Annotated in this window: 19 protein-coding genes and 1 other annotated feature; of the genes, 13 read left to right on the forward strand and 6 right to left on the reverse strand. The window is 54.8% G+C overall.

The features are described from left to right. Positions 1–919 precede the first annotated feature (919 nt). The 4 genes from yedE (at position 920) to rsgA (ending at position 4,231) form a co-directional block, all read left to right on the forward strand. Entirely contained in the window at positions 920–1,984 is a 1,065-nt protein-coding gene (gene yedE / locus E0E37_RS00215; protein ID WP_130860972.1) for a YedE family putative selenium transporter, read from the forward strand. A 103-nt stretch (positions 1,985–2,087) separates the two neighbouring features. Further along, positions 2,088–2,300, forward strand: coding sequence for a sulfurtransferase TusA family protein (locus E0E37_RS00220; RefSeq protein ID WP_130860973.1), 213 nt, complete (start codon positions 2,088–2,090; stop codon positions 2,298–2,300). 12 nt (positions 2,301–2,312) lie between these two features. After that, positions 2,313–2,564: a DUF3343 domain-containing protein gene (locus tag E0E37_RS00225; RefSeq protein WP_130860974.1), complete on the forward strand. Its 252-nt coding sequence runs from the start codon at positions 2,313–2,315 to the stop codon at positions 2,562–2,564. Positions 2,565–3,115: 551 nt separating this feature from the next. Next, the gene (gene rsgA / locus E0E37_RS00230) at positions 3,116–4,231 is read left to right on the forward strand and encodes a ribosome small subunit-dependent GTPase A (RefSeq protein ID WP_330548516.1); all 1,116 of its coding nucleotides are present in this window, start codon (positions 3,116–3,118) and stop codon (positions 4,229–4,231) included. Between the two features lie 28 nt (positions 4,232–4,259). On the opposite strand, the gene E0E37_RS00235 is transcribed toward rsgA, so the two are convergent. Further along, positions 4,260–5,636, reverse strand: a complete 1,377-nt coding sequence (locus E0E37_RS00235) for a sigma-54 interaction domain-containing protein (protein ID WP_165445129.1) — start codon at positions 5,634–5,636, stop codon at positions 4,260–4,262. Positions 5,637–6,097: 461 nt separating this feature from the next. Here E0E37_RS00235 and E0E37_RS00240 point away from each other — a divergent pair, with 461 nt between their 5' ends. The 3 genes from E0E37_RS00240 to E0E37_RS00250 are packed head-to-tail and all read left to right on the forward strand — an operon-like array spanning position 6,098 to position 9,219. After that, entirely contained in the window at positions 6,098–7,054 is a 957-nt protein-coding gene (locus E0E37_RS00240; protein WP_130860976.1) for a dimethylarginine dimethylaminohydrolase family protein, read from the forward strand. 2 nt (positions 7,055–7,056) lie between these two features. Continuing rightward, the gene (locus E0E37_RS00245) at positions 7,057–7,782 is read left to right on the forward strand and encodes a sulfite exporter TauE/SafE family protein (protein WP_165445130.1); all 726 of its coding nucleotides are present in this window, start codon (positions 7,057–7,059) and stop codon (positions 7,780–7,782) included. Between the two features lie 33 nt (positions 7,783–7,815). Next, positions 7,816–9,219 carry a Na+/H+ antiporter NhaC family protein gene (locus E0E37_RS00250; RefSeq protein ID WP_130860978.1) on the forward strand — a complete coding sequence of 468 codons (1,404 nt, stop codon included), beginning with the start codon at positions 7,816–7,818 and terminating at the stop codon, positions 9,217–9,219. Between the two features lie 457 nt (positions 9,220–9,676). Here E0E37_RS00250 and E0E37_RS00255 read toward each other — a convergent pair whose 3' ends face one another. The 3 genes from E0E37_RS00255 to E0E37_RS00265 all read right to left on the reverse strand — a co-directional run bounded on the left by E0E37_RS00255 (position 9,677) and on the right by E0E37_RS00265 (position 13,393). Then, positions 9,677–11,068: a TrpB-like pyridoxal phosphate-dependent enzyme gene (locus tag E0E37_RS00255; RefSeq protein WP_130860979.1), complete on the reverse strand. Its 1,392-nt coding sequence runs from the start codon at positions 11,066–11,068 to the stop codon at positions 9,677–9,679. A 244-nt stretch (positions 11,069–11,312) separates the two neighbouring features. After that, positions 11,313–11,577 (reverse strand) — a binding site (T-box leader). 108 nt (positions 11,578–11,685) lie between these two features. Next, positions 11,686–12,567, reverse strand: a complete 882-nt coding sequence (locus E0E37_RS00260) for a YitT family protein (protein ID WP_130860980.1) — start codon at positions 12,565–12,567, stop codon at positions 11,686–11,688. 142 nt (positions 12,568–12,709) lie between these two features. Further along, a complete protein-coding gene (locus tag E0E37_RS00265) occupies positions 12,710–13,393 on the reverse strand; it encodes a TetR/AcrR family transcriptional regulator (protein ID WP_130860981.1) in 684 nt (227 codons plus the stop codon). 382 nt (positions 13,394–13,775) lie between these two features. Here E0E37_RS00265 and E0E37_RS00270 point away from each other — a divergent pair, with 382 nt between their 5' ends. The 6 genes from E0E37_RS00270 to E0E37_RS00295 all read left to right on the forward strand — a co-directional run bounded on the left by E0E37_RS00270 (position 13,776) and on the right by E0E37_RS00295 (position 21,724). Then, on the forward strand, positions 13,776–15,101 hold the full coding sequence (locus E0E37_RS00270; protein WP_130860982.1) for a glycine/sarcosine/betaine reductase component B subunit: 1,326 nt from the start codon (positions 13,776–13,778) through the stop codon (positions 15,099–15,101). Positions 15,102–15,115: 14 nt separating this feature from the next. Next, complete coding sequence (grdH, locus tag E0E37_RS00275) at positions 15,116–16,426, forward strand: betaine reductase selenoprotein B (protein ID WP_130860983.1); 1,311 nt, start codon at positions 15,116–15,118, stop codon at positions 16,424–16,426. 66 nt (positions 16,427–16,492) lie between these two features. Beyond that, entirely contained in the window at positions 16,493–17,947 is a 1,455-nt protein-coding gene (locus E0E37_RS00280; RefSeq protein ID WP_130860984.1) for an aldehyde dehydrogenase family protein, read from the forward strand. Between the two features lie 205 nt (positions 17,948–18,152). Then, on the forward strand, positions 18,153–19,739 hold the full coding sequence (locus E0E37_RS00285) for a BCCT family transporter (RefSeq protein ID WP_130860985.1): 1,587 nt from the start codon (positions 18,153–18,155) through the stop codon (positions 19,737–19,739). A 24-nt stretch (positions 19,740–19,763) separates the two neighbouring features. Next, positions 19,764–20,312 carry an L-2-amino-thiazoline-4-carboxylic acid hydrolase gene (locus E0E37_RS00290; RefSeq protein ID WP_130860986.1) on the forward strand — a complete coding sequence of 183 codons (549 nt, stop codon included), beginning with the start codon at positions 19,764–19,766 and terminating at the stop codon, positions 20,310–20,312. Between the two features lie 128 nt (positions 20,313–20,440). Next, entirely contained in the window at positions 20,441–21,724 is a 1,284-nt protein-coding gene (locus tag E0E37_RS00295) for an L-cysteine desulfidase family protein (protein WP_330548517.1), read from the forward strand. Positions 21,725–21,852: 128 nt separating this feature from the next. On the opposite strand, the gene E0E37_RS00300 is transcribed toward E0E37_RS00295, so the two are convergent. Further along, positions 21,853–23,220: a diaminopimelate decarboxylase family protein gene (locus E0E37_RS00300; RefSeq protein ID WP_165445131.1), complete on the reverse strand. Its 1,368-nt coding sequence runs from the start codon at positions 23,218–23,220 to the stop codon at positions 21,853–21,855. Between the two features lie 435 nt (positions 23,221–23,655). Then, positions 23,656–24,777 carry a glycine/sarcosine/betaine reductase complex component C subunit alpha gene (grdD, locus tag E0E37_RS00305; RefSeq protein WP_130860988.1) on the reverse strand — a complete coding sequence of 374 codons (1,122 nt, stop codon included), beginning with the start codon at positions 24,775–24,777 and terminating at the stop codon, positions 23,656–23,658. Positions 24,778–24,870 lie beyond the last annotated feature (93 nt).

The following is a 24,870-nucleotide window of genomic DNA, read 5'->3' on the forward strand; positions in this document are numbered from 1 at the left end:
TCCTCGCCTTGCCCCAGCAAGGTTTCGTCCTGCGGCCTTGTCATCACTGAAATTTGGGCTGTTCAGGTCCGCAGGAGTTTTCAGAGAACAAATTTTTCACAGAGCGCGGCGGATGAGCGAGGCGCAGCCGTTGCTGCGTAGAGCGAAGACAACGCTCACTCCGTTCGCTCCTACGGTCGCGTTGCTCCCTACGCTGTCCCATTTTACACTGCGGCTACAGCCGCGTAAAATGGGCAACAAAGCTCTGGGGGAAATTTGTCTCTGAAAACCGTGTGTGCTCTTGTCAACTGAAGGTATGCATCACTGTATGTCCTGCAGTCTAAATCGCCTGTCAGCCGCCGCGGGGCGGCTCTGCTCCCAGCGGATCCGCCCATGGCGTCCGCCGCGCACGGAATATTGGTATAATAACCGCTATGCGGTTATTATACCGTATTCTTCGCCTGCGGTCTCTGTTTTCCCGCCTTTTTGACCGCCGGTGTCCATAGATTTTTTCAATACCATCTCCGTGCTATATCGATATTTTCTTCCCCCTCCTCACCGGCCGGGCGGACGGCCCCGGCGGCGGATTGGCGGCCCCGGCGGATATTCTCCTCAGCTAATGTTATGTTTACCGGGGATCAGTATTTTTTAGGATCCGGGTCAGAAACGCCTGTGATCATGACGCCTGCTGATTTCTTGCATTTTGATCTGCCTGCGATCATCGAACCGCAAGCCCTTTCCCGCCCATAGATTTTTTCAATCTCCAACGCCCACATATCGAAATTAACGAATTTATGCGCCCCTCGATCTGTGGTAGATTTGGATTGGAATAATCATGTAATTTTGAAATGCAGAGCTGGCGGCCCTTCTTTTAAGGCTGCACATCGTGATCTGATCCGACGGTCCCAGCTGCATTTCCAGTGTGAAAGGAGTTTTCCGGATGCAAAACAACAAATTGCTCGTAGTCTTGACAGGGATCGCAGTGGGCGCCATCGCCGTCGCTTTGGTTGCTCTCGGAAATCCCGGAAATATGGGTTTCTGCATCGCCTGTTTTCTGCGCGACACCGCGGGAGCCGTGGGACTGCATCGAGCCGAGGTGGTTCAGTACGTGCGGCCGGAGATCATCGGCCTGGTGCTGGGCGCGTTTATCATGGCCTTCGCGGGGAAAGAATTTTCGCCCCGGGGCGGCTCGGCTCCTGTGACCCGGTTTACGCTTGGCTTCTGCGTTATGGTAGGCGCGCTGATGTTTCTCGGCTGTCCTCTGCGCATGATGCTCCGCATCGGCGGCGGCGACCTGAACGCCTTGGTGGGGCTGGCAGGATTTGTAGCGGGGATCGGCTGCGGTATCTTCTGCCTGAACAGGGGATTCACTCTGAAGAGGACCTACAGTGTCAGCAAGCTGGACGGTTATCTCTATCCGGCGGCTAACGTGGCAATGCTGGCCCTGCTGTGCGCCGCGCCGGCACTGCTCTTTTTCAGCGAAAGCGGTCCCGGTTCCATGCACGCGCCCATAGCGGCGGCGCTGATCGCCGGTCTTGCCGTGGGTGTTCTGGCCCAGAAATCCAGATTCTGTACAGTCGCGGGAATTCGTGATACAATACTTTTTAAAGACACACATATGCTGATCGGTTTCATCGCCGTCATCGCAGCTGTGATCATCGGCAATCTCATTATGGGCAGCTTTCACATCGGTTTTGAAGGTCAGCCCGTAGCCCACACCGACGGCCTGTGGAATTTCCTGGGGATGCTTCTCGTGGGTCTCGGTTCCGTGCTTCTTGGCGGCTGCCCTCTGCGCCAGCTCATTCTGTCCGGGGAGGGCAACGTGGATTCCGTGGTCACCGTACTGGGCTTTGTAGTGGGCGCAGCTTTCTGTCACAACTTTAAGCTGGCGTCTTCCGGAGACGGACCTACCTCCGGAGGCCAGATCGCCGTCATCATCGGACTGGCGATCACCGCGGCCATCGCTTTTGCCAATATCCAGAGAGAGACAAAAGCGAAGGCGTAGATCCCTGCCCCCAGGGGCCGCACCACGTACTGGACGGCTCCGATCCGGCAGCCGAAATCAATTAGCAAACAATGATAGACCGTTTAAAAGGAGGACCCGACAGATGGACAAGATCATCGTAGACGCAAGGGGCTGCGCCTGCCCCGAACCGGTATTGAAAACCAAGAGAGCCGTCGCTTCCGGCGCGGAAGTTCTGACCGTTCTGGTAGACAATAACACTGCTGTGGAAAATGTAAAGCGCTTTGCCGCTTCCAAAGGCTATCAGGCGGACGTCACGCAGGAGGGCGGCGATTTTCACATCGAATTAAAGAAATAGAGGATCTGATCCATGACATACTTAGCCACATTTCACACTCATTTTGATGCCATGAATTACCTCCGTTTTTTAAAAAAGAAAGGGATCGCCGGCGCTCTGAAACCGGTTCCCCGCAGGGTGAGCTCATCCTGCGGCACCTGCGCTGTCTTTGAGACCTCTCAGGAGATAGAGACTGCCGATCTCACGCAGGAAGAGGTGGCCGGTCTCTACCTCGTCGAAGGCGGCCGGCATACGCAGATCTACGCCCAGCAGGATGAAGCCTGAATCCTACGGCCTTCCCACGCCCGTATCTCTTAACGGCATGGGGCGGCCGTTTTTTCTTATCATAAAATACGGAACATAACCGCTGATGATCTACGTCTCCCCTCCCTTCCTCCCGGTCCCGAGCCCGACGAAAAGTCAAAACAGTCGGGAAAACCGGCCATGTCCTTTTCCAACTTTTTATATGAAAAACCGTTGTAGCGTTTACATGGAAAAACCTTACACGGCCCCGGAACAAAAGAGAATTGACAGGCGAAGTTCCGGATAGTATACTGAGATCAATATCAATTGTGAAACGAGGTACTTTGTGGAGATTGTTCTGTAAGAAACACGAATTGCATTAGCACAGAAGGGGGATCCTGATCCCTTTATTTTGTTGTGCATTCCTGTTTCATGCAGAGCTGTGTTCCAGATCGGTACTTTTTGAGTTCCCGGGACATAGTCGTATGACTGTGTCTTTTTTTGTGCGGCTGCGCGCGTTCTGCCGGTTCCACCGGCCTATTCTGCGAATGCAGGCCCACATACGGGAAAATAGAAATTAAGAGGTAAAACAATTGAATCAATTTAAGATAGATCAAACAAATGAACAAAATCTTTTAGTCCGTTACGGTGCAGATCCAGGCCGCTTTGCCGAGGCCTCCATGTATCCCGGGCTTCATCTGGCCCGTGTGGTCTCTCAGTATAAGGATCTGTACCGGATCGCAACCAGCGAGGGAGAATGCATGGCAGAGATCTCCGGTAAATTCCGTTATGGCTCTTTTGCCCTCTCCCAGTACCCTGCCGTGGGTGACTTTGTGATGACAGACCGGTCCGGGGACAGCTCCGGCAACGCCATCATCCATCAGGTGCTGACCAGAAAAAGCGTATTTGAACGGGCCGCCGCCGGCACCGCCCGTCAGACGCAGATAGTGGCGGCCAACGTGGATACGCTGTTCCTGTGCATGTCGCTCAACAACGATTATAATCTCAGCAGGCTGGAGCGCTATCTTTCCGCAGCATGGAGCAGCGGCGCATCCCCTGTGATCGTGCTGACCAAAGCAGATCTGTGTAAAGATCTGGACGTGGTCATGGCCGAGATCGGCGCCGTCGCCCCCGGCACGGATGTGGCCGTCACCTCAGGCAGCGATAACTGCTCCTGCGACCGTCTCCTGTCCTGGCTGCGACCGGGAATGACCGCCTCCTTCGTGGGCTCCTCCGGTGTGGGCAAATCCACGCTGATCAACCGGCTGGCCGGCAGCGAGGTCCTCCGGACCTCAGAGATACGTCAAGACGACAAAGGAAGACACACTTCCACCCGCCGGGAGCTCCTCGTTCTGCCTCAGGGCGGCATCGTCATCGACACCCCCGGAATGCGCGAGTTCGGCGTGGAGAACGTCGACTTGACCAGATCCTTCACGGACATCGACGCCCTCACAGAGCTGTGCCGTTTTCGGGATTGCACTCACACCTCGGAACCGGGCTGCGCAGTCCTGCGAGCCCTGGAAGAAGGCCGGCTGGACGCCCGGCGGCTGGAAAGCTATCGGAAGCTGAAACGGGAGGCCAAATACGACGGCCTGTCAGCTAAGGAGATCGAAACAGAAAAGCTGAACGCCATGTTCGAAAAGGCAGGCGGCATGAAAAACGCCCGCAAATATCTGCGCGAAAACGATAAAAGAAAGAGAAGAAAATAGATCTTTTCCTTTCGCTTTCCCTCACCATTTAACGAACGGGAAACTCTATCCCGTATTTTTCCATTTTATATCGCAGTCCCTGTTTTGTGATCGAAAGCGCCCGGGCGGCCCGCGTCAGTGTGCGATAATGATTTACCGCGTCCTGGATCAGCTGCTTTTCATAGCAGTTCACCTTTTCCTGCAGAGACTGCCGGGGCCTGTCTTCATCGTCAAAGGAAAATGACGTTTCAGGAAGCATATACTGCGGCAGATCAGACATTTGAATGTACCTGCCGGACATGATATTGAAACAGCCCTCGACGACGTTTTTCAGCTCCCGCACATTGCCCGGCCAGCTGTAGCTGCAAAAGAACTGGAGCACCTCTTCCGAGACTCCTACCACGTCCCGCTGCATGGAATTATTGAACATTTCTATGAAATGTTCAGCCAGCAGCGGGATGTCTTCTTTTCTGCGCCGCAGAGGCGGCAGAAATATCTGGACTGGCGAAAGGCGGTAATACAGATCGCTGCGGAAAAACTCCCCCGACAGCAATTCGGCCGGCGGCCGATTGACAGCTGAAATCAGGCGTACATCAAAGCAAATTTCCTTGTCTCCACCGATCCTGCGGACCTTTCGTTCCTCCAGGACCCGAAGGATCTTAGCCTGCATTCCGATCTCCATCGAATTGATCTCATCCAGAAACAATGAGCCCCCATCAGCCATCTCAAACAGACCTTTCTTATTTTCCGCGCCGGTATAGCTCCCCCGGGTCGTCCCAAAAAGAAGGCTTTCCAACAGTGACAGCGGGATCGCCGCGCAGTTTTGGCCGATAAACGGTTTTGCGGCGCGCAAACTGCTGGAATGGATAGACTGTGCGATCATTTCCTTTCCGCTTCCGGTCTCTCCGTAGATCAGGACGGAGGAGCCTGTGACCGATATCTTCTCGATCTGCTCCTTGATCTTCAGCATTTCCTCCGAATTGGTTATGATATCCTTCAGCGTAAACAACGGCTTTCCCAGATGAGAGAAGTCTTTTTTCACATCCAGACGCAGGTCGGCCGGCGGTTTTTCGGAAGGGAGATAGATCGACACATCCACGGCGCCGATCAGCTTTCCCGCCTGGTTGGTGATCGGCATGGTCGAATTGATGGAGTGAATGACGTCGCCCATATAGGTGTGATTCGTCTGGATCACATTCAGCATGGGCTTTCCTGTGCGGAGAACGTTCAAAAGCGTGCTGGACTCCTCCGTCAGGTTGGTCCACACGTCCAGGACGTGCTTTCGGGCGACCTTCTCATTTGTCAGATGATTCGAGCCCGGCCGGTGGGTCACATAGTATTCAATGAATCCGTCACAATTTACCACTACGATACCATCAACATTTTTGTACAGGTCCAGCATCTGTTCGATATATCTCCACAACATATGTACATCCTTTCTCCGGACCGAGATCCTCCAGTGATTCCAGGCGTCTGTCATACCGCCCCTCCGGCTGCGTTTTCGGCTTGTCCCCGCGGGTACTCATACGAACGTGTCCCCGCGCTGGCCTGCGGCCGTCATAGTATGATCCGGCCATGACGTCCGCCGCGGGCAGGATCTGTATAATACCCACTCTGTGGATATTGTACCATGGGCAGGCACCAATTTTGTGAAAATATTTTCACAAATAAGTTAAAATTTTTTCACTCACCTATCTGACCAACATGAGGATCTCTGTCATGATACGCAGATCTGACCGGACTCCTGCGCTGGCAGTTAGACCGCTGGGGCCGGCAGTCCAGTTGCCGATGCCGGCGGCCGGTTCGTTAACCGCATTTGGCATGAAACTTGCTTTGTTAGGAAAGCAACAGCCATGGCGAAACACCAGTAAAGGAGGAAATGTATTTATGGAAAAGTGTACGGCAGGCAGCCCGGAGAGTTTCGATCCGCTGGGCGGCGATCTATGGTTTCCGAAAGAGACGACCACAGAGGAGGAGATGCTGGATTATTGGGGCGATTGGGGCTGCAGCTCGGAATACGAACCGCTGAAGGCGGTCCTGATGCGCCGTCCCGGAAAAGAGATCGACGACTTTGATTACCGGGAGGTACGCTTTCGCAGCGCCGTCGATCCGGAGATCTTTCGCCGGCAGCACGACGGGCTGGCGCAGTTTTACCGCAGTCACGGTATAAAAGTTTACTATGTGGAGGAACAGCGGCCGGACAAACCCAACGCCGTATTCTGCCGCGACCTCTGCCTCATGACCCCGGAGGGGGCCATCGTATGCCGGCCGGCTCTTGAGGCGCGCAGGGGCGAGGAAGCCGCCGTGGCAAGACAGCTTGCCGCCCTGAACATTCCCATCGTGCGGACCATTGTCGGCGACGGCTATTTTGAAGGTGCAAACGTCATGTGGATCGACCGCAGAACGGCGATCCTGGCCCTGGGATCAAGGGCGAATCGCTCCGGCGCGGAGCAGGTGGCATTTGAACTGAAGCGCATGGGCGTCGAACTGGTCTATATGCAGACGCCCTGCGGTCAGGCCCATATCGACGGAGTATTCAACATAGCCGGCCCCGAAACTGTTTACATGTATCCGCCTCAGGTGCCCTACGATATCTCGGCTTTCATGAGGAAGCGCGGTTTTAAGATCCTGGAATGTCCTGAGACAAAGGAATGCAAAGAAGGCTTCGCCGTAAATTTTGTGGCCATAGCCCCCAATGAAGTGGTAATGCCCGCAGGAAATCCTCAGTCCCAGGAGCTCCTCGCAGCAAACGGCATCAAGGTCCATACGCTGGATTATTTCGAAGTTGTCAAGGCATGGGGAGGCATGCACTGCTGCACCGCTTTTCTGAAACGGGAAAAATGAGCATGCTGTTTTTAGAGATGATCTTTTTCCTGGGGTATTTCGAGCAGCAGATCACCGGTTTCGGAGCCGCGCTGTTCTGTCTCCCTTTTTCACTGCTGATCTTGCCCCGGGAAATGTTCGTTCCCATCACGCTGTCCTTTACGCTGCTGCAGTCCCTTTGCATCGCGGTGCGCTGGCGGCGGCATATCGTGAAAAAACAGCTGGCGTTCGTGCTGGTCTGCGCACTGCTGGTGGGCATTCCCGCCGCCGATATGCTGATTCTGCATCTGCCGGAGAAAACGCTCAAACTGATGCTGGCAGCGTTTACCGCGATCTATTCCATTCACTGCCTGCGTCAGCTCAGAAAACAGGACGAACAGAAATTGAGACCTGCGTCGGTCAGTTGGTGCGCCTGCCTTATGCCCATGGCCGGAGGGATCATACAGACCGCCTACGGCGCGGGCGGACCGCTGCTGATCGCCTACCTTTCCCGCACGGTAAAAGGCAAGCCGGAGCTCCGAGCCACGATCTGCTGCTGTTGGGTGGCTTTAAACAGCATCATTCTGTGCAAATATTTATGGGATGGTCTCCTCGACCCGGAGACTCTCAAAACAGGTCTGTTTCTGCTGCCCGCCGTACTGGCCGGCACCCTTACAGGCGAAAAAGTGGTCAGCCATATCAGTCAAAGAAAGTTTTCGATCCTGATCTATTATATACTAATCATATCTGCGGGATTTCTGCTGTTATAAGCAAGAGCGGAAGCCACAGAGAGGAGGAAGAACATGGAATACGGTATTATGTCTCTCGTTCCCACAATTGTAGCTGTGGGCATGGCATTGATCACACAAAATGTATACGCTTCGTTATTGCTCGGTCTCTTCTTAGGTAATGTCATCATCAGCGGCTATCATATATTCGCCGGCGTAGACGGCACCATCAACTCCATAACCGGGGTCTTCGCATCCGGCGGAAATGTGACCACAATGCTGGCCATCACCCTTCTGGGCGGCATGATCTACATGATCCAGACGGCGGGAGGTGTCAACGGCTTTGTGGAATTGCTGACCACCAGGACCACTCTGGTCAAATCAAAAAAATCGGCGAATCTCTTCACATGGCTGATCGGTATCATCGTATTCGTATCCGCCAGTATGAGCAGTCTCATCGCAGGCTCCATCACAAAGCCGCTGAACGACAAGTATCTCACATCTCATGAAAAACAGGCCTACATCGTTCACTCCGTAGGCGTGCCCGTCTGCGTCCTCATTCCGCTCAGCAGCTGGGGCGCTTACATGATCAGCGTTCTGGAGGGCGCCGGAGTGGAAAACGCGGCCGGAGTTCTGGTGAGATCCATCCCCTGCTCCATCTATGTGCTCCTAGCCGTCTTCACAGTGCCCGTCATGATCCTGACCGGATTCGATTTCGGTCCCATAAAAAAAGCTGAACTGCGTGCGGCGCAGCAAGGGCTTTTAGACGCACCGGGAAAAGGCGTCAAGGCCGAATCAGGGGACGCGATCACTGATAAGGTCAGCAGCGTTACAATCCTGGGAGTCCCCGTACTGCTGATGATCGCAGTGACCGTTTGGGGAATGTACACTACCGGAGACGGGAATATCCTCAACGGCGCCGGTATGAAATCGTTCCTCTGGGGCGTCCTCGCCGGCATCGCTGCGGGCTTTATCATGATCACAGGCAAAAAAATACTGACGCCAAAGGAGGTCAGCGCCGCGCTCTATAAAGGCTGGATCAATATGATCCCCATCGTCATCATCCTGACCTTTGCGCTGGGCGTCGGAGATATCGTCGCCACTCTGGGAACCGGGGAATATCTGGCCCACGTTTTTTCCGGCCTTCTGAACCCGGCCCTTCTGCCTATGATCGTATTCGTCATTTCCATGATCATCGCCTTTTCCACCGGAAGTTCCTGGGGAACCATGGCGGTCATCATACCGCTCTCCATGCCCATCGCCTTCGCCATGGATGTGAATATCGCCCTTCTCGCCGGCGCGATCTGGAGCGGCGGGATCTTCGGCGATCAGTGCTCCCCCATTTCAGACAGCACCATCGTCAGCTGTGCGGCCACGGGCTGCGACGTCATCGATCACATCAGATCGCAGCTGCCCTACACCCTGACCATGGCGGCCATTTCAGCGGCAGCGTTTATCCTTTTGGGCTTTGTGATGTAGGGCAGGGGCGCTGTACAAGGCTGACCGTCGGCAGATCGTCGCTCCCCCGCAGCTTTCGGTCCTGCGGCAAACACAGGCTCTGCCGGTAAATAGGCCAAATCTACATTTTTTCTCCGATCTCACCGAAAAAGAGCTGCCAAATAGGTGAAAAACTATTTCTTGACTCGTTTTCACCGATTTGGCAGCATGTATTGAGAAATGATCGCTGATTTTCACACGGATTTCAGCGAAATCTAATTTTTTTTTTGCTGTTTTCACCTATCCCGGCACCCAGCTCCCAGCTCTCGGCTTCCGACGGGCCGGCGGGCCAACTGACCGCAGGCCCATCCCCGTCCCTCAGCCTATACTCAGACCGCCGGCACAGGAACAAAAGGGCCGCTTATCCCAAGTTGCGGATAAGCGGCCTTTCAGTCATCTTTTTTCGGTTTTCATCCTGACGTTCTCAGTGGTTCCCAGTCTATTCCTGTATCCCCGGGATCTTCGGAAGCTGATCAAATCCGATCTGCAGATCAGCATCCGTAGGCACATAGTCGCTCATGGTCCCCTCGTGATAGGAGGTGTAAGCCGTCATATCGAAATATCCGGTTCCCGTCAGGCCAAACAGGATCGTTTTTTCCTCCCCTGTTTCCCGGCATCTCAACGCCTCGTCCATGGCGCCCCGGATAGCGTGGGCCGATTCCGGCGCGGGAAGGATCGTCTCATATTTTGCAAAGAAGGCCGCCGCTTCGAACACCTTCGTCTGTTCCACCGCCACGGCTTCCATGTATCCATCGTGATACAGTTTGGACAGGATCGGCGACATGCCGTGGTATCTCAGGCCTCCCGCGTGATTGGGAGACGGGATGAATCCACAGCCCAGCGTGTACATCCGCGCCATGGGCGTGATCCGCCCCGTATCGCAGAAGTCGTAGGCGTACTTTCCTCTGGTCAGCGACGGACAGGAGACAGGCTCCACGGCCACGATGCGCGGATCAGCCTTACCCAGGAGCTTATCCTGCATGAAGGGGGCGATCAGGCCGCCCAGATTGGAACCGCCGCCGGCGCAGCCGATCACTACGTCGGGATATTCGCCCAGGATCTCCATAGCTGCCTTCGTCTCCAGTCCGATGATCGACTGATGGAGCAGGACCTGATTCAGCACCGATCCCAGCACGTACTTGCAGCCTTCCGTCGTCACAGCCTTTTCCACCGCTTCCGAAATGGCGCAGCCCAGGCTCCCGCCCGTGTTCGGATGCTCCGCCAGGATCCTCCTGCCGGCTTCCGTGGTCTCGCTGGGACTGGGGATCACATTCGCGTCGAAGGTCTGCATAATGGCTTTGCGGAAGGGTTTCTGCTCATAGGATGCTTTTACCATATAAACGGTGAGGGGGATCCCGAAATACGAGCAGGCCTCTGCCAGCGCCGTGCCCCACTGGCCGGCGCCGGTCTCAGTGGTAAGTCTCTTCAGACCCTGCTCCTTAGCGTAATACGCCTGCGCGATAGCTGAATTGAGTTTATGGCTTCCAGAAGTGTTGTTGCCCTCGAACTTGCAGTAGATCTTCGCCGGCGTTCCCAGCGCTTTCTCCAGATTGTACGCCCGGATCAGCGGCGACGGCCGGTATATCTTATACATCTGCTGGATCTCCTCGGGAATATCCACATACCGCGTTTTCCCGTCCATCTCCTGATGGGCCAGCGCCTGGCAGAATACCGGATAGAGATCCTCTTCCACAGCCGGCTTTCCGGTGGCCGGATTGATCATGGGATCGGGCTGTTCTTTCATGTCCGCCCGCAGATTATACCATTGTGTGGGCATCTGGTCTTCCGTCAGATAAAAACGATGGGGTATTCTCGTAGTCTTCAATGTCATTTCTGTTTCCTCCTGTGTTCGGCCAATTCCTTATTCTCTGGTCTTCCGGCCCTATGACTGCCGCCGAAGCGGCTTTTGCTTCTGAAACCGTGTGATCCTCGCTGTTTGTTCCGTGCTGTTCCCTTTCGCATGGCGGACGATCGACCGTGCAGCTCATCCTGCATTTTCTCTGCCAGTCTCCGACACGCCGCGAAACGATCCGGCCGTTTCTGAACCAAACAAAAAAGACTTTCATCTCAGCTCCTGCTGGGACAAAAGTCTTGAACTTCTGCGGTACCACCCAAATTGACGTATACGACGCCCACTTGTTCTGCATACAACATGATATGCACTCCCTTGATAACGGGCGGAGATCCCGTCAGGCATTACTCAGCCGGCGCCCTTGCCGTCAGCCTTTCTTCCTGCCCTCATAAGTCCATTCAGTTTCAGCTTCCCTGCCGCGTTTCCACCCTCCGCGGCTCTCTGTAAGTGACCGGCTCAAACCTACTCTTCTTAATCAGCGGTTTCATTTGATTTATTGTTTACTACATTAAAGCATTTTCCCTCCCCTGTCAACCCATTTTTTCAGGAGGGAAAGATTTATTTTCTCCTGCTCCGTCCCGAAAGACGGTCTCGTGCTAGAATTTCCCCGCCTCGTCTATATCGTAGAACTGTTTTCCCTCTCCGATGACGCAGACCACGGGGAACACTTCGATGAAGGCGCGGGGATCCACCTGGCCCACATATTCCTTCAGCAACACGAATTCCCGCGGCGAACAGACGCAGTCCAGCTTGATCTTATCCTCGCCGGTGTAGCCGCCTACCGCATGGTGCACGGTGACGCCGCGGTGGAGATCGTTCAGGATGTAATTCCTGATCTTCTCGGGCTCTGAACTGATGATGTGGATCTGATAGATCTGCATTCCAAAGTCAAAGACCACATAGTTCATGACATTGGCGTATACGATCTGGCCGATGATCGCATAGGCCGCCAGATCCAGTCCATAGGTGAAAAACAGAATGGCGCAGATGACCGCATCCAGAAGCATGAAAATGACTTTCAGGGGAACAAACCGCAGCACGGTGGCTTTCAGGATCTTTCCCAGAGTGTCCGTTCCGCCGTAGGAATAGCCCAGCCGATAGGATATCCCCACCCCAAGCCCATAGAGGATGCCGAAGGCCAGGATCGCCACCAGCTTGTTTTCAAAGGTGATGCTCACGTTTATGAACTGTGTCACCAGCAGGACGGTGGGATACAGGATCGACAGAAATATTATGTTTACAAGCTCTTTTTTCCCCAGTATGGCAAAGGCCGCGATCACGATGACCAAGGTGATGGCGTAGCAGACAATGGTAAAGTTGACGCCGGTCAGCCCCTCCAGCACGATGGAAAGTCCCGTGGTTCCCGTGGTCACAAATCCGTTGGGAAGCAGTATCCAGTTTACAGCTGTCCCGCAGGCCAGGCAGCTGAGCACCAGCAGTAAATATGTCTTGATCTGTTTCTTGATTTTTTCGCCCATGGTTCCCTCCGGGATTCCCTTCACTGCCTGATATTCTGCCCCGCCCCAGCCAAAGCCGACGGGCGGGGCGTCTCTGCATTCTGATAATAAAAATCAGGTATGTCAAATAATAAAATGTATCCTGCTGCCGGCGCGCAGGCCTTCATTGATCCGTGCTGACGATCTCACACTGGCCGCTGCCGCAGGAAAGAAATATCTTCCTCATATAATACATGGCCTTCTCGGCCTGTCTGTCAGGCTTCCAATCAGGCTTTTTCTCCACCAGCTCGGAGAGGAGACCCTTAAAGAAGAAGATAGACAGCTCGTTGATCTCGTCGATGCAGGCGGTCTCCAGCATATCCTCCGCGGCGCACTTCTCCAGAAGCTTCCGATTGCGCTGAAAAATGTTTCCCTCCGTGAGCATGCCGATCAGCGGAAGGGACAGACCCTCCAGTTCCTCGGGAAAGATGTCGTAGTACCTGCGAATGACTTCCGGCGTGGAACTGCTGAGTTTTCCAAAAAACACACGGTAATAAAAATCCGGCAGCTGAAAAGCATGCTTGCTGAAGCACTCCCAGATGGCCAGGTATTCCTCGAAGGCGTTACCCGCCTGACTCAAATAGTTCGGCAGGTCTCTGATATACTCCTTCAGCCGGCTCACCGACGCGTAGACGATCAGGTGATCCAGATTATCGAAGTAATTGTAAAGCGTCGCGCTGTTGTACCCCGCGGCGTCTGCGATCTTTCGGATGGTTATGCTCTCCACATCCTCCTTATCCATCAGATCGATGGTCGCTTCGATAAAGTAGCTCATGATTCGCCGTTCCTTCAAGCTTTTATTACTCATATGGTCTCCCTCTTCTGTCCTCTACCCGTGATCCAACCTCAATTGTGATTTTAATCTTTTTCCCCCTATTTTTCAAGGTTTGCCGGGATATTTGTATATTTCCCCAGAATTCACGGTTAATAACACTGTCCCACGCCGTAAAACTCCTTTGAATTATTCAATATTTGGCATTCCGCCATGGGATATATGACTACTTTCTTCTTTTTCCCATCGTCCACAAGATCGATGATAGACATCTACTTTTGTGTATGGTACTCTAAAAACAAATTAAATCATGATTATTTAATAAACACGATTGACAAACTGTCTGTACAGATTATAATGACAGTAAGAAGGGCGGACGTACCGCCGAAAATGAAGCATGGGAGAAGGGACAAGCAGAATGAAACTGAAGATCGGAAATTTTCACGTAAAAGATATTGTGTTTGGGTCGGAGCTGTCCTATAGGGACGGCGTGCTGACCATCGACAAAGAGAAGGCGTTGGATTTTGTGCGGCAGGATCCTCATATCACAGAGGCCCAGCTGCACATCGTAAAGCCGGGAGATATGGTCAGACTGTTTCCGGTAAAGGAGGCGGTGGAACCCCGGATCAAGACCAACGGCGAACCGCTGTTTCCCGGTTTTTCAGGGCCGGTGACCGGCGCGGCCGAAGGAGAGACGAAGGCTTTAAAAGGCTGCAGCGTTCTGGCCGTAGGTCGTCACTGGGGCGGCTTCCAGGACGGACTGATCGATATGGGAGGAGAAGGAGCAAAGTACACCTACTTTTCCGGACTGATCAACGTAGTTTTGGTGGCTGATACGGATGAGACCTTCGAGCAGAAGGAACAGCAGAAGAAGAACCATGCGGTGCGTCTGGCGGTCCACAAGCTGGCCGAGTATCTGGCAGCCTGCGTGAAGGATCTGACGCCTGAGGACACGGACGAGTATGACTTTGAACCGGTGACAAAAAGGGACAGCGGAAAGAACGGCCTGCCCTCTGTGATCTATGTGATGCAGCTCCAGTCCCAGATGGAAGAGGACGGATACAACGATCTGGTGTACGGATGGGACGCCAATCACATGCTGCCCACCTTCATGAATCCCAACGAGATCCTGAACGGCGCCGTGGTCTCCGGCAGCTTCATGCCCTGCTCATCCAAATGGTCTACCTACGATTTTCAAAACGCTCCCGTCATTCGCAGACTCTATGAGGAGGACGGGAAGACGCTGAATTTCCTGGGCGTGGTCATGTCGAACCTGAACGTGGCTCTGGAGCAGAAGGAGCGTTCGGCAGTATTTGTGAAGGAGCTCGCCCGCTCTCTGGGTGCGGACGCGGCCATCGTTGCGGAGGAAGGATACGGCAACCCGGACGCGGATTTTGTGGCCTGCATCGCGGCGCTGGAGGACGCGGGGGTGAAGACCGTGGGCATGACCAACGAGTGTACGGGAAGGGACGGCCAGTCCCAGCCTTTGGTCACGCTGGATGAAAAGCTCACGGCGATCGTCTCCTGCGGCAACGTCTCTGAGCTCATCGAACTTCCGCCCATGCCGGTGGTGCTTGGCGAGCTGGAATCCCTGGCCAGGGACGGCGTATCCGGCGGATGGTCCGACGACGAACTCCTAGGACCCTCGGTGCGGCCCGACGGCTCTATTATAATGGAAAACAACGCCATGTTCTGCGGTGATCAGGTCATCGGCTGGTCGCAGAAATCAATGATTGAATTTTAAGGAGAGACAGGAGCATGAAGAAAGCGATCATGTACGTCAATCAGTTCTTCGGACAGATCGGCGGGGAGGACAAAGCGGATTTTAAGCCCGTCATACGGGCGGAGCAGGTGGGACCGGTGCAGCCCATGGCGGCCCAGCTGCACGGTGAGATCACACACACTGTGATCTGCGGCGATAATTTCATGGGCTCCAATACAGAGGAAGCGCTGGCCTTTATTATCGGCGAACTGGAAAAGCTTGAGTTCGACCTTTTCATCGCCGGACCCGCCTTTCAGGCGGGAAGGTACGGCGTAGCCTGCGGTTCCGTCTGCAGGGCGGTGAGCCGGCGCTTCGGAGTTCCAGTGGTAACATCCATGCACGTGGAAAACCCCGGGGTGGAGATGTTCAAAAAGGATATGTATATTATGAAGGGCGGCAACAGCGCCGTAAAGATGCGGGGCAATCTGGCTGATATGGCAAGACTCTGCAACAAGCTGCTGGACGGCGAGCCCCTTTTGGGAGCCGAAGCGGAGCGCTACTTTGCGCGGGGCATCCGCCATCAGGCCTGGACTGAAGGAAACAGCACCGCGGCGGACCGGGCGGTGGATATGCTGCTGAAGCGGGTCCGGGGCGAGGCGTTTGTCACGGAGCTGCCTATTCCCAAGCTGGACCGGGTGCCCATCGCAACGGCGATCCACGATCTGAGCAAGGCTAAGGTGGCCCTTGTCACCTCCGGAGGCATTGTGCCGGTGGAAAACCCGGATAAGATCCAGTCCGCTTCCGCCACCAGGTGGGGCAGATACGATATTTCCAGTATGGATCGCCTGGAAAGCGGCGTATTCAAGACCATTCACGCAGGCTATGATCCTGCGGCGGCGGACGCCGATCCAAACGTGGTCGTTCCTCTGGACGCTCTGCGGGAGTATGAAAAGGAAGGGCGGATCGGTAAACTGGACGATCATTTTTACACCACGGTGGGCACGGGCACCACACAGGGCGAAGCGCAGCGAATGGCAAGAGAGATGGTGGAATGCCTGAAAAAGGACGGGGTGGACGCGGTGATACTGACTTCCACCTGAGGAACCTGTACTCGTTGCGGCGCAACGATGGTAAAAGAGATCGAACGGGCCGGACTCCCCGTGGTGCAGATGTGCAATCTGCTTCCTGTGGCAAAGACCACCGGAGCAAACCGGATCGTGCCTACGATCTCCATTCCGTATCCGCTGGGCGACCCAAAGACCAGCCGTGAAGAGCAGAATAAGCTGCGGTATCACAGAGTGGGCGTGGCCCTCTCTGCTTTGACCTCAGATATTCAGGAACAGACCGTTTTTAAAGTGGATATTTAGCGTACCGTCGGCCGGCGCGCAGGCACAGGCGCGCGGCCGGCAGCGATCAGACTGGGAGGAAACAGAATGGCAGTGACGTTTAAAGAGACTTATGGATTGTTCATCGGCGGAGAGTTTACGCCGGCGTTGTCAGGAGAGACCTTCGACGTGTTCAACCCTGCTACCGGGGAAAAGCTGGCGGCTGCGGCTAAGGCGGAGGCGGCGGACGTGGACAGAGCCGTGAAGGCCGCCTGGAGCGCTTTTCCTCAGTGGGCGGCCATGAACGTACGGGACCGCTCAGAGCTTCTGTGGGCCATATCGGATATCGTAGAAGAGAATCTGGAATATTTGACAGAGATAGAGACCCTGAACAACGGAAAGCTGCTGCGGGAAGCCCGTTGCGATATAGAGGATGTGGTGGACCAGTTCCGCTATTTCGCCTCCTGCATCCGATCTGGGGAAGGAAGCTATGTAGATCAGGGCGACGGAAATTTTAATATTCTGAAGCGCGAACCTCTGGGGGTAGTGGGACAGATCGTTCCGTGGAATTATCCCCTCTCCATGGCCTGCTGGAAAATCGCCCCGGCTATGGCGGCGGGCAACTGCATCGTCATTAAACCGGCCAGCAGCACGCCGCTGTCGCTGTTGATCTTTGCCGAGCTGGTGCAGTCCGTGATCCCGGCAGGCGTTCTCAACATCGTGACCGGCGGGGGCGGCAGCTGCGGGGAAGCTCTGGCCGCACACCCGGATATTCGGAAGATCGCCTTTACCGGTTCTACCGCCGTGGGAGCGAAGATCGGCGCCATCGCCGGCGGAAACATCATCCCTTCGACCCTGGAGCTGGGCGGAAAATCGGCTCAGATCCTCTTCCCCGACTGCCAGTGGGATAGAGCCTTGGACAGCGTCTGCGAGGGGATCCTAAGCAACGCCGGACAGATCTGCAGCGCGGGATCCAGAGCTTTTATCCACGCCGATATTTACGATGAATTCGTCCAGGCGCTTACCGAACGGTTCCAGGCGGTGAAAGTAGGAAACGGCATGGACGATGAGAGCGAGATGGGCCCCGTCATCGACAGCCATCAGTTAGAGGTGATCCTGGACTACGTGACCATCGGCAAGGCAGAGGGAGCCAGACTGGCGACCGGCGGAAACCGCAAGTGTGGAGGAGATTTCGACAAGGGATACTTTATGGAACCTACCCTGTTCGCTGATGTGACAAATCAAATGCGCATCGCCCAGGAGGAGATCTTCGGACCCGTTTTGGCCTGTATTCGCTTCACCGATGAAAAAGAAGTGATCGATATGGCAAACGATTCGCCCTACGGTCTGGCAGGAAGCGTCTGGACTCAGGATATCAACCGGGGGATCCGCGTGGCGGGAGCGATCGGAGCCGGTCTTGTGTGGATCAACGCCTTCGGCCTGTATCCGGCGGGAACCTCTTTCGGCGGGTATAAGAAGTCCGGCTACGGACGCGAAGCCCACAAGACCACGCTGGACAGCTATTCCCAGATGAAATCCATCTTTGTGGCCACGGCGGAATAGAACTCCATATGCACTATCGTGATGAACCGCAGTTTTGCTTCTTCCAGAGAATTCAACATGAGGGATCCCCAGACACACATCAGAAGACACGCGGAGAAGGAGGCGCTATGACGGGGCTGGCCTTTAGGATCGAATTCCAGGACTGCAAACAGGGAAACAGACCAGAGTTATCATCAAAATACTTTTATTAACGGGAGGATGAAAAATGAAGACGACAAAAGGTTCCAAGATCGACCTGACATTGGCCGTTCCGACTCTGCTGGTTACCGCCGTTATCGCTTTCTGCCTGATCATCGCTCCGGACAGAAGCTCTGAAGTCATCAACACACTTCTGAGCTTTCTGACTCATCAGTTTGGATGGCTGTTTGAGATTGCCGGTCTGAGCGCTCTCGCCTTCTGCCTGTGGCTTTCATTGGGCCGATACGGCAAAATAAAGCTCGGAGACAAAGCGGATAAACCCGCGTACTCAAATCGTACATGGATCGCCATGCTGTTTTGCACCGGGATCGGCACCACGCTGTTCTACTGGTCCATTGCGGAACCTCTGTCCTATCTGGCGGGACCTCCCATCGGCGTGATTCCCGGCGTAGAAGCGGGTTCCACGGCGGCGAAGGAATTCGCGCTGACTTACGGCGTTTTCCACTGGGGCCTTACCGCGTGGGCTCTGTATATCATTCCGACCATTTCCATCGCCTACTCAGTTTATATAAGGAAACAGAGCGCTTTCCGTTTCAGTCTGGCATGTCAGGGTGTGCTGGGCAAACAGAGCAACGGCGTCCCTGGAAAGATCATTGACATTCTGGCTCTATTTGGAATTTTCGGCGCTACGCTGGCGTCTATCGGCACCGGCGTGCCCCTGCTGGCAGAGCTGATCCATACCCTCTTCGGCTGGGAAAACAATTTTGTTATGACTGTCGGCATAATCATCGTCTGGTTAGCATTATTCGGTACCAGTGTATATCTGGGACTGGACAAAGGGATCGCGCGTCTTTCCAACATAAACATCATCATCTCCTACGGTCTGCTGGCGATCGTCCTCATCGCCGGTCCCACCATGTATATCTTGAATCTGAGCATGGACAGCTTGGGACTGATGTTCAACAATTTCCTGCGTATGAGTCTGTGGACAGATACCGTGGCGGGGGGCGGTTTTCCTCAGGGATGGACCACCTTCTATTTTGCCTGGTGGCTGGCCTTCGGTCCGGTAATGGGTCTGTTTGTAGCCAAGATCTCCCGCGGCCGTACTATCAAGCAGGTCGTTCTGGGAGAGCTTCTGGCAGGCACTTTGGGCTGCTGGCTGTATTTTTTCATCTTCGGCGGTTATGGCCTGAGTCTGGAATTCAGCGGAAAGCTGCCCCTGTCAGAAATCCTTGCCTCTGCCAACGGCAATGTAGCGGTGGCAGAGCTTCTAAATACGCTGCCGGCCTCCGCCCTGATCTTGACCTTGGCCATCGTCAACGGCTTTATCTTCTCCGGAACCTCTTATGACTCCGCGGCCTATACCCTGGCGTTCAGCACGCTGAAAGTCCAGGAGGGAAAAAGCGGTGATCAGGAAGAGCCCTCCAAGTGGTGGCGGCTCGTCTGGGCGGCCATGCTGGCTTTCGGCGCTCTGGGTCTTCTCATAGTGGGAGGGCTGTCGTCTTTGCAGACCGCCTGCGTGGTGGTGGGTCTGCCCTTGATTTTCGTATTCATCATTATGACTGTCTCGTTCCTGAGGTGGGTGAAAGCGGATTTCGGTCCTGCCGTCGATCCAAAGGTATTGACGAGAGATGATATAAAACAAAACTGCTAATGAAAACAAAGGGAGGAAAAAGAAATGTTAAAGACAAATGATCAAGCCAATTATGAGAGGCTCTTATCGGAAATCCGTATGAACGAGCCTACCAGCGATCAGGAACTGCGCGACGCGGTGGAATCCGCCATCAAGGATCGGTCTAAATTCTTCTATTGCGTTTATAAAACTCTGCTGGAGCTTCATCCCGATATCGATGCCACTGAAGTTATGCGGGAGGCTTCCCGTAAATTTGGTTCCTGCCGGTCCGGCAGCTTCCACAATACCGACGACTGCCGCGAGGTAGTGAAGAACGACTACCCGAAGGAAGCGATGTTGGTTTATGAGGTTGAGATCGAAGAACTGAACGAGGACAAGGCAGTTTGCAACTTTAAACACTGTCCCCATATGGAAGCCTTTCGGGAGATGGGCTGCACCGCCGATGAAATGGAGCGTTTTTGCCTGGACATGCTGATTTACGGCGACTACGCGGCCTATGCCGACTGCAAAAATATTGAACTGAGCTTTCCCCGGATTCTTGCCCGCGGCGAGGATGTCTGCGAGTACACGCTGACTAAACAAAGAGACCGCTAAACGTATCTTCCGGATCAAACAGCTTGAATCCTGCGCGGTTTATCACGAACCCATAGACAAAACAAAAAAGGCGACAGCGGTTCATGCCGCTGCCGCCTTTCCGCTTAGATGCAGAGAAAAGAGGAAATATGGAAATGGACGAAACGGTAAAAAAGAAATACATTCAGATTCTGAAGGAAGAGCTGATACCTGCCGAGGGATGTACGGAGCCCATCGCCCTGGCCTTCTGCGCGGCGAAGGCCCGCGAAGTTCTTGCGGCGTCTCCCGATAAGATGATCGTCTATGCCAGCGGGAACATTATCAAAAACGTAAAGAGTGTGGTAGTACCAAATACAAATGGAAAAAAAGGTATCGAAACGGCCGCCGTCTACGGTGCCGTCGCGGGCCGACCAGAAGAGGGTTTAGAGGTACTGCGGGAACTCAAAAAAGGAGAAGCGGAAGAGGCGGAGCGTTTGCTTGCCATTCCCGGCTATGTGGAGGTCCGGCATCTAAGTTCCGACGCCAAGCTCCACATCATCGTCGAGGTCTTTTCCGGCACGGAACGGGCCCTGGTGGAGATCAAGGATCTCCATACCAACGTTGTTCGTATAGAGAAAAACGGAAACCTGTTGCTGCAAAAAATCGATCCTTCAAACAAAGGCGCGGGAGACGACGGCCACGGAGATTTCATGACGTTGAAGGGCATTTTAGAATTCGCCGAAAATATTCCGCTAGATGAGCTGCGCCCTATTATCCGCAGGCAGATCGAATATAATACAAGGATAGCGGATGAGGGCCTGGCCGGCAATTACGGCGTAAATGTAGGAAGAACAATGCTGGAATCCTATGGAAACGACATCAGAATGCGTTGTATTGCCAAAGCAGCGGCCGGTTCTGACGCCAGGATGAGCGGCGTTGAACTGCCTGTTGTCATCAATTCCGGCTCCGGAAATCAGGGGATGACTGGTTCTCTCCCGGTCATCGAGTACGCACGGCACATGGGAATAAGCGAAGATCGCCTGATCCGGGCCCTGCTTATCAGCAATCTAATCGCCGTTTATCAGAAGGCGGAAATCGGAAGGCTGTCCGCATACTGCGGCGCCGTCAGCGCGGCCACGGCCAGCGTAGTAGGGATCGCGTGGCTGGATTCCGCGTCCTATGAGGTGATGGAAAGTATCATCAAGAACGCGCTGGGCAATATTTCAGGAATCGTCTGCGACGGCGCGAAGCCCTCCTGCGCGGCAAAAATCGCCATATCCATGCAGGCCGCCTTCATGGGTTACGAACTGGCGAAACGGCACCGGACGTTCCGGGGCGGAGACGGTATCGTAAAGGAAAGCGCGGATCAGACCGTGGAGGCCGTGGGCAGGATGGCCCACAACGGGATGGTCCAGACAGACGAGGAAATCATTCGGATAATGATAAACGAATGATCGGTCGGTACGAAAGCATCATGGCTTCCCCTGCCCGCCGCAGCAGTCTTACAATACAATGAGAGCGAACGTCCGCTTCCGGATGCCCGCTCTCATTGTTTTTTTATGGATATACCTAAGTTTCCCGTTTAAAACCCGACATTTTCCCCATCCGCCCCGGAAGCATCCTGAACTCCTGCTCCTGGCACGGCTGCCGGCCTGATCTCGCCGCCGGCAGTTAAAAATAACTGGGCAGGCGGCGTCTGAGATGAAAATTGCATGGGGGACAATACGGCTCCATACCCGCCGGCGTTGGTCACCGCAACCACGTCCCCTGGACGCAGCTGGGGAAGCCGGATATCTTTCGCCATCACGTCCGCCGACGTACAGAGATTTCCCGCGAGGGTCACCGTCTCCATGGGTCTCTCATCCTTCGGCCTCCCGCTGAACGTCTCAAAGTGAAATGCGCCCCGCCGCGTAAACAGCGGTTCTGTGCCGGTAAGCTCCCGCGATCCCGATCCCGGCGCGAAAGCTCCCGTCCCATCCGCGTACTGCAGGATCAGCTGCTCCAGACAGGGGCGGAGAAAGCCATTGAGGGTATTGTGCAGCAGTACGAATTTCCTGCCGCGGGACACCTTCACATCGACCACTTTTGTCACATAGACCCCGCATTTCCCCACCAGGTAGCGCCCCGTCTCGATGAAGATCCTTGTCTGCGGGCGTTCCGCCCGGAAGTTCGAAAGCATCTTCCCGGTTTTCCGTCCCAGATATGTCAGATCAAGCTCCCCGTCCTCCTCCCCATAGGGTATCCCCAGTCCGGAACCCAGATTGAGAAAGCCCAGCGAACGCCCCAGGACCGTTTCCACCCGATCCGCCATGGCAAAAATCTTTTCATAGTATCGGGCAAGCGTATCCGCACGCAGTTCCTGGCTGCGCAGATGCACGTGGATGCCTGTCACCGTCACATGGGACAGTCCGCCGATCCATTTCGCCTCTTCAAGAAAAGTCTCCTCATCCACGCCGAATTTTGAAGGCTCGCCCTGCTCCGCAAAGAACGTGAAATCCGGGTTGATCCGGATCCCGATCTCCGCCGTTGTTCCTCTTCGCTCTACGATCTCCTGAATACGCCTCACTTCACTCAGACTGTCTGCCGTCACAACGGCGTGTCCCAGGGCCTCCTCCAGATCGCGGATCCCCTTGCCCGGGGCCGAGTAAAAGATCTCCCTTCCGTCCAGTCCCAGACGGCGGGCCAGGCGCACTTCACCTATGCTGGCGGCGTCCGCTCCCATGCCCATGCGAAAAGCCGCGGCCGCTATGTTCTCCAGAGAGTTAGCCTTGATGGAATACAAAAATTCCACACCCGGGAAACTTTCCATCAAGCGGTTTCCCCTGTGCAGTATTGACCCTTCGTCGTACAGATAAAAGCTGTCGTAACGCTCTGACAGCGCCAATATCCGTGCTCTGTCAAGTTCTGGCGCCGTCTCTCTGCGCCCCGTCGACTCCGCGTCTTTTCCCATTGCCCATCCTCCCTCTTTCCGGAATATCTCCCGATCCATCACTACTCTATTGGTCTCACCGCGTCCGCCGCGCACAGAATCCGTAATATCCGCTGTGCGGGTATTACACCATGACTGGCTGCAGGCCATCACCACAGATGATGTCTCTTATATTACAAATATTACAAAAAACGCGATCCGGCCCTCTGATTCCGAATCGCGTTTTTATCTGTCCCGCCGCACCGCCGCGGCCTTCATGCTGAAAGCCAAAGCCGGGCCCGCGGCGTTTTACCGGAGAAGACCCGCGCACATGCCATGAAGCGCGGGTCTTCTGCCAGCCGTACTGCTTGTTTAAAACTGATCATTTCAGCGAGGTCCGCGCCGTCGTCAGAGCTCCGCCGCGAAGAAAAACCGCTGGTCTTTCTATCCCGCTGTCTTAGATTATCTCCGGATATCTTACTTTATATACCCCGCCTTGGTCAGGATCTCCACCGCCTTCTCCTTGTTGGCGTCGGACATCATGACGATGGGGCCGGTGCAGCCCATGCCGCTCTCCGCGTAGATACCGGCGCCCCACAGAGCGCTGACCGCGTCCTCCAGGTCCATGACCTCGATGCCCGGGATCTGAGAGGTGCAGGGTTCCTTCGGCGGAGCTTTCACTTCCGCCGGAGCGGCTTCAGCGCCGCCCTTTTTGCCGGTCTTCAGTCCGGCAAGAATATCCTTGAATCCCGCTTTATTGACCTTCTCAAACTCTGCCTTCGCCACGGCGAAAACGTTGTTCTTCACCAGCTGAGCGGCATATTCCGCCGCTCCCGCGATGACAGGAGCACCGCTGGCTCTGGAGATGATCATGATGATGCGGTCGTAGCCCTCGCCGATCCCCGGCCCGTAGCCGTAGCCGGTGGCCTCATAGCTGCCTCCGGTGGTAAAAGCGGAAAACAGCTTCATCATCAGATTTCCGGTCAGGGGATCCATGACCATTACATCGGAGGACGCGGTCAGGAGGTCGTTTCCTCTCATGACCACGCCGCCGTCGGCTCTGGCCGACTCCGCGAACCGGATATCGTAACCGTTGTCTTTCAGCGCGATCAGCGCCTTCTCACACTGTCTCGCTCCGTCTATATTGGCAATCCCCACCGTGGGTTCAGCCACGCCGCTGGCCTTCGCCGCGATGATTCCATAGATGGCGTTCTTCACCATGCCTTCCACTCTGTCTGTGGAAGACGTTCCGGTGGTGGTAGCCAGATACATTTCTTTGCCCTTGCCCGGCGTTACCACCCGTCCTACGGTAGACACGCCGATGGGGAACGGATAGTGCATGGTCACCGCCGCGTCGATCTCGCCGGAATCCAGCATCTGCTCCATCTTTTTGTGTACGTCCTCGCCTTCGATGACCACCGTTTTGCAGCCTCTCTTTTCAGCCAGACGAGCGCCTTCATAGATGTTTTCCATGCCGTGCTCGCTGCCCTCGGCCGCAATGCCGATCACCGGCTTCTTGCCGAATTCTCCAGTCTCAAGGGCGTCAGCCATCTCAAGAAAGGTTCCGGCGATCATTTTTTTGATCTGCTTTTCTGACATTGATTTATCCTTTCTCATCCGCGGTCCGCTGTTCAGACGGCGTTTTTCCGTCTCCGGGATAGCCCGGAAAGGCTTTTTGCCTCCCTGGGGCCT

Origin of the sequence: Bacilliculturomica massiliensis (genome assembly GCF_900605495.1) — a bacterium.
GTDB lineage: Bacteria > Bacillota > Clostridia > Peptostreptococcales > Anaerovoracaceae > Bacilliculturomica > Bacilliculturomica massiliensis.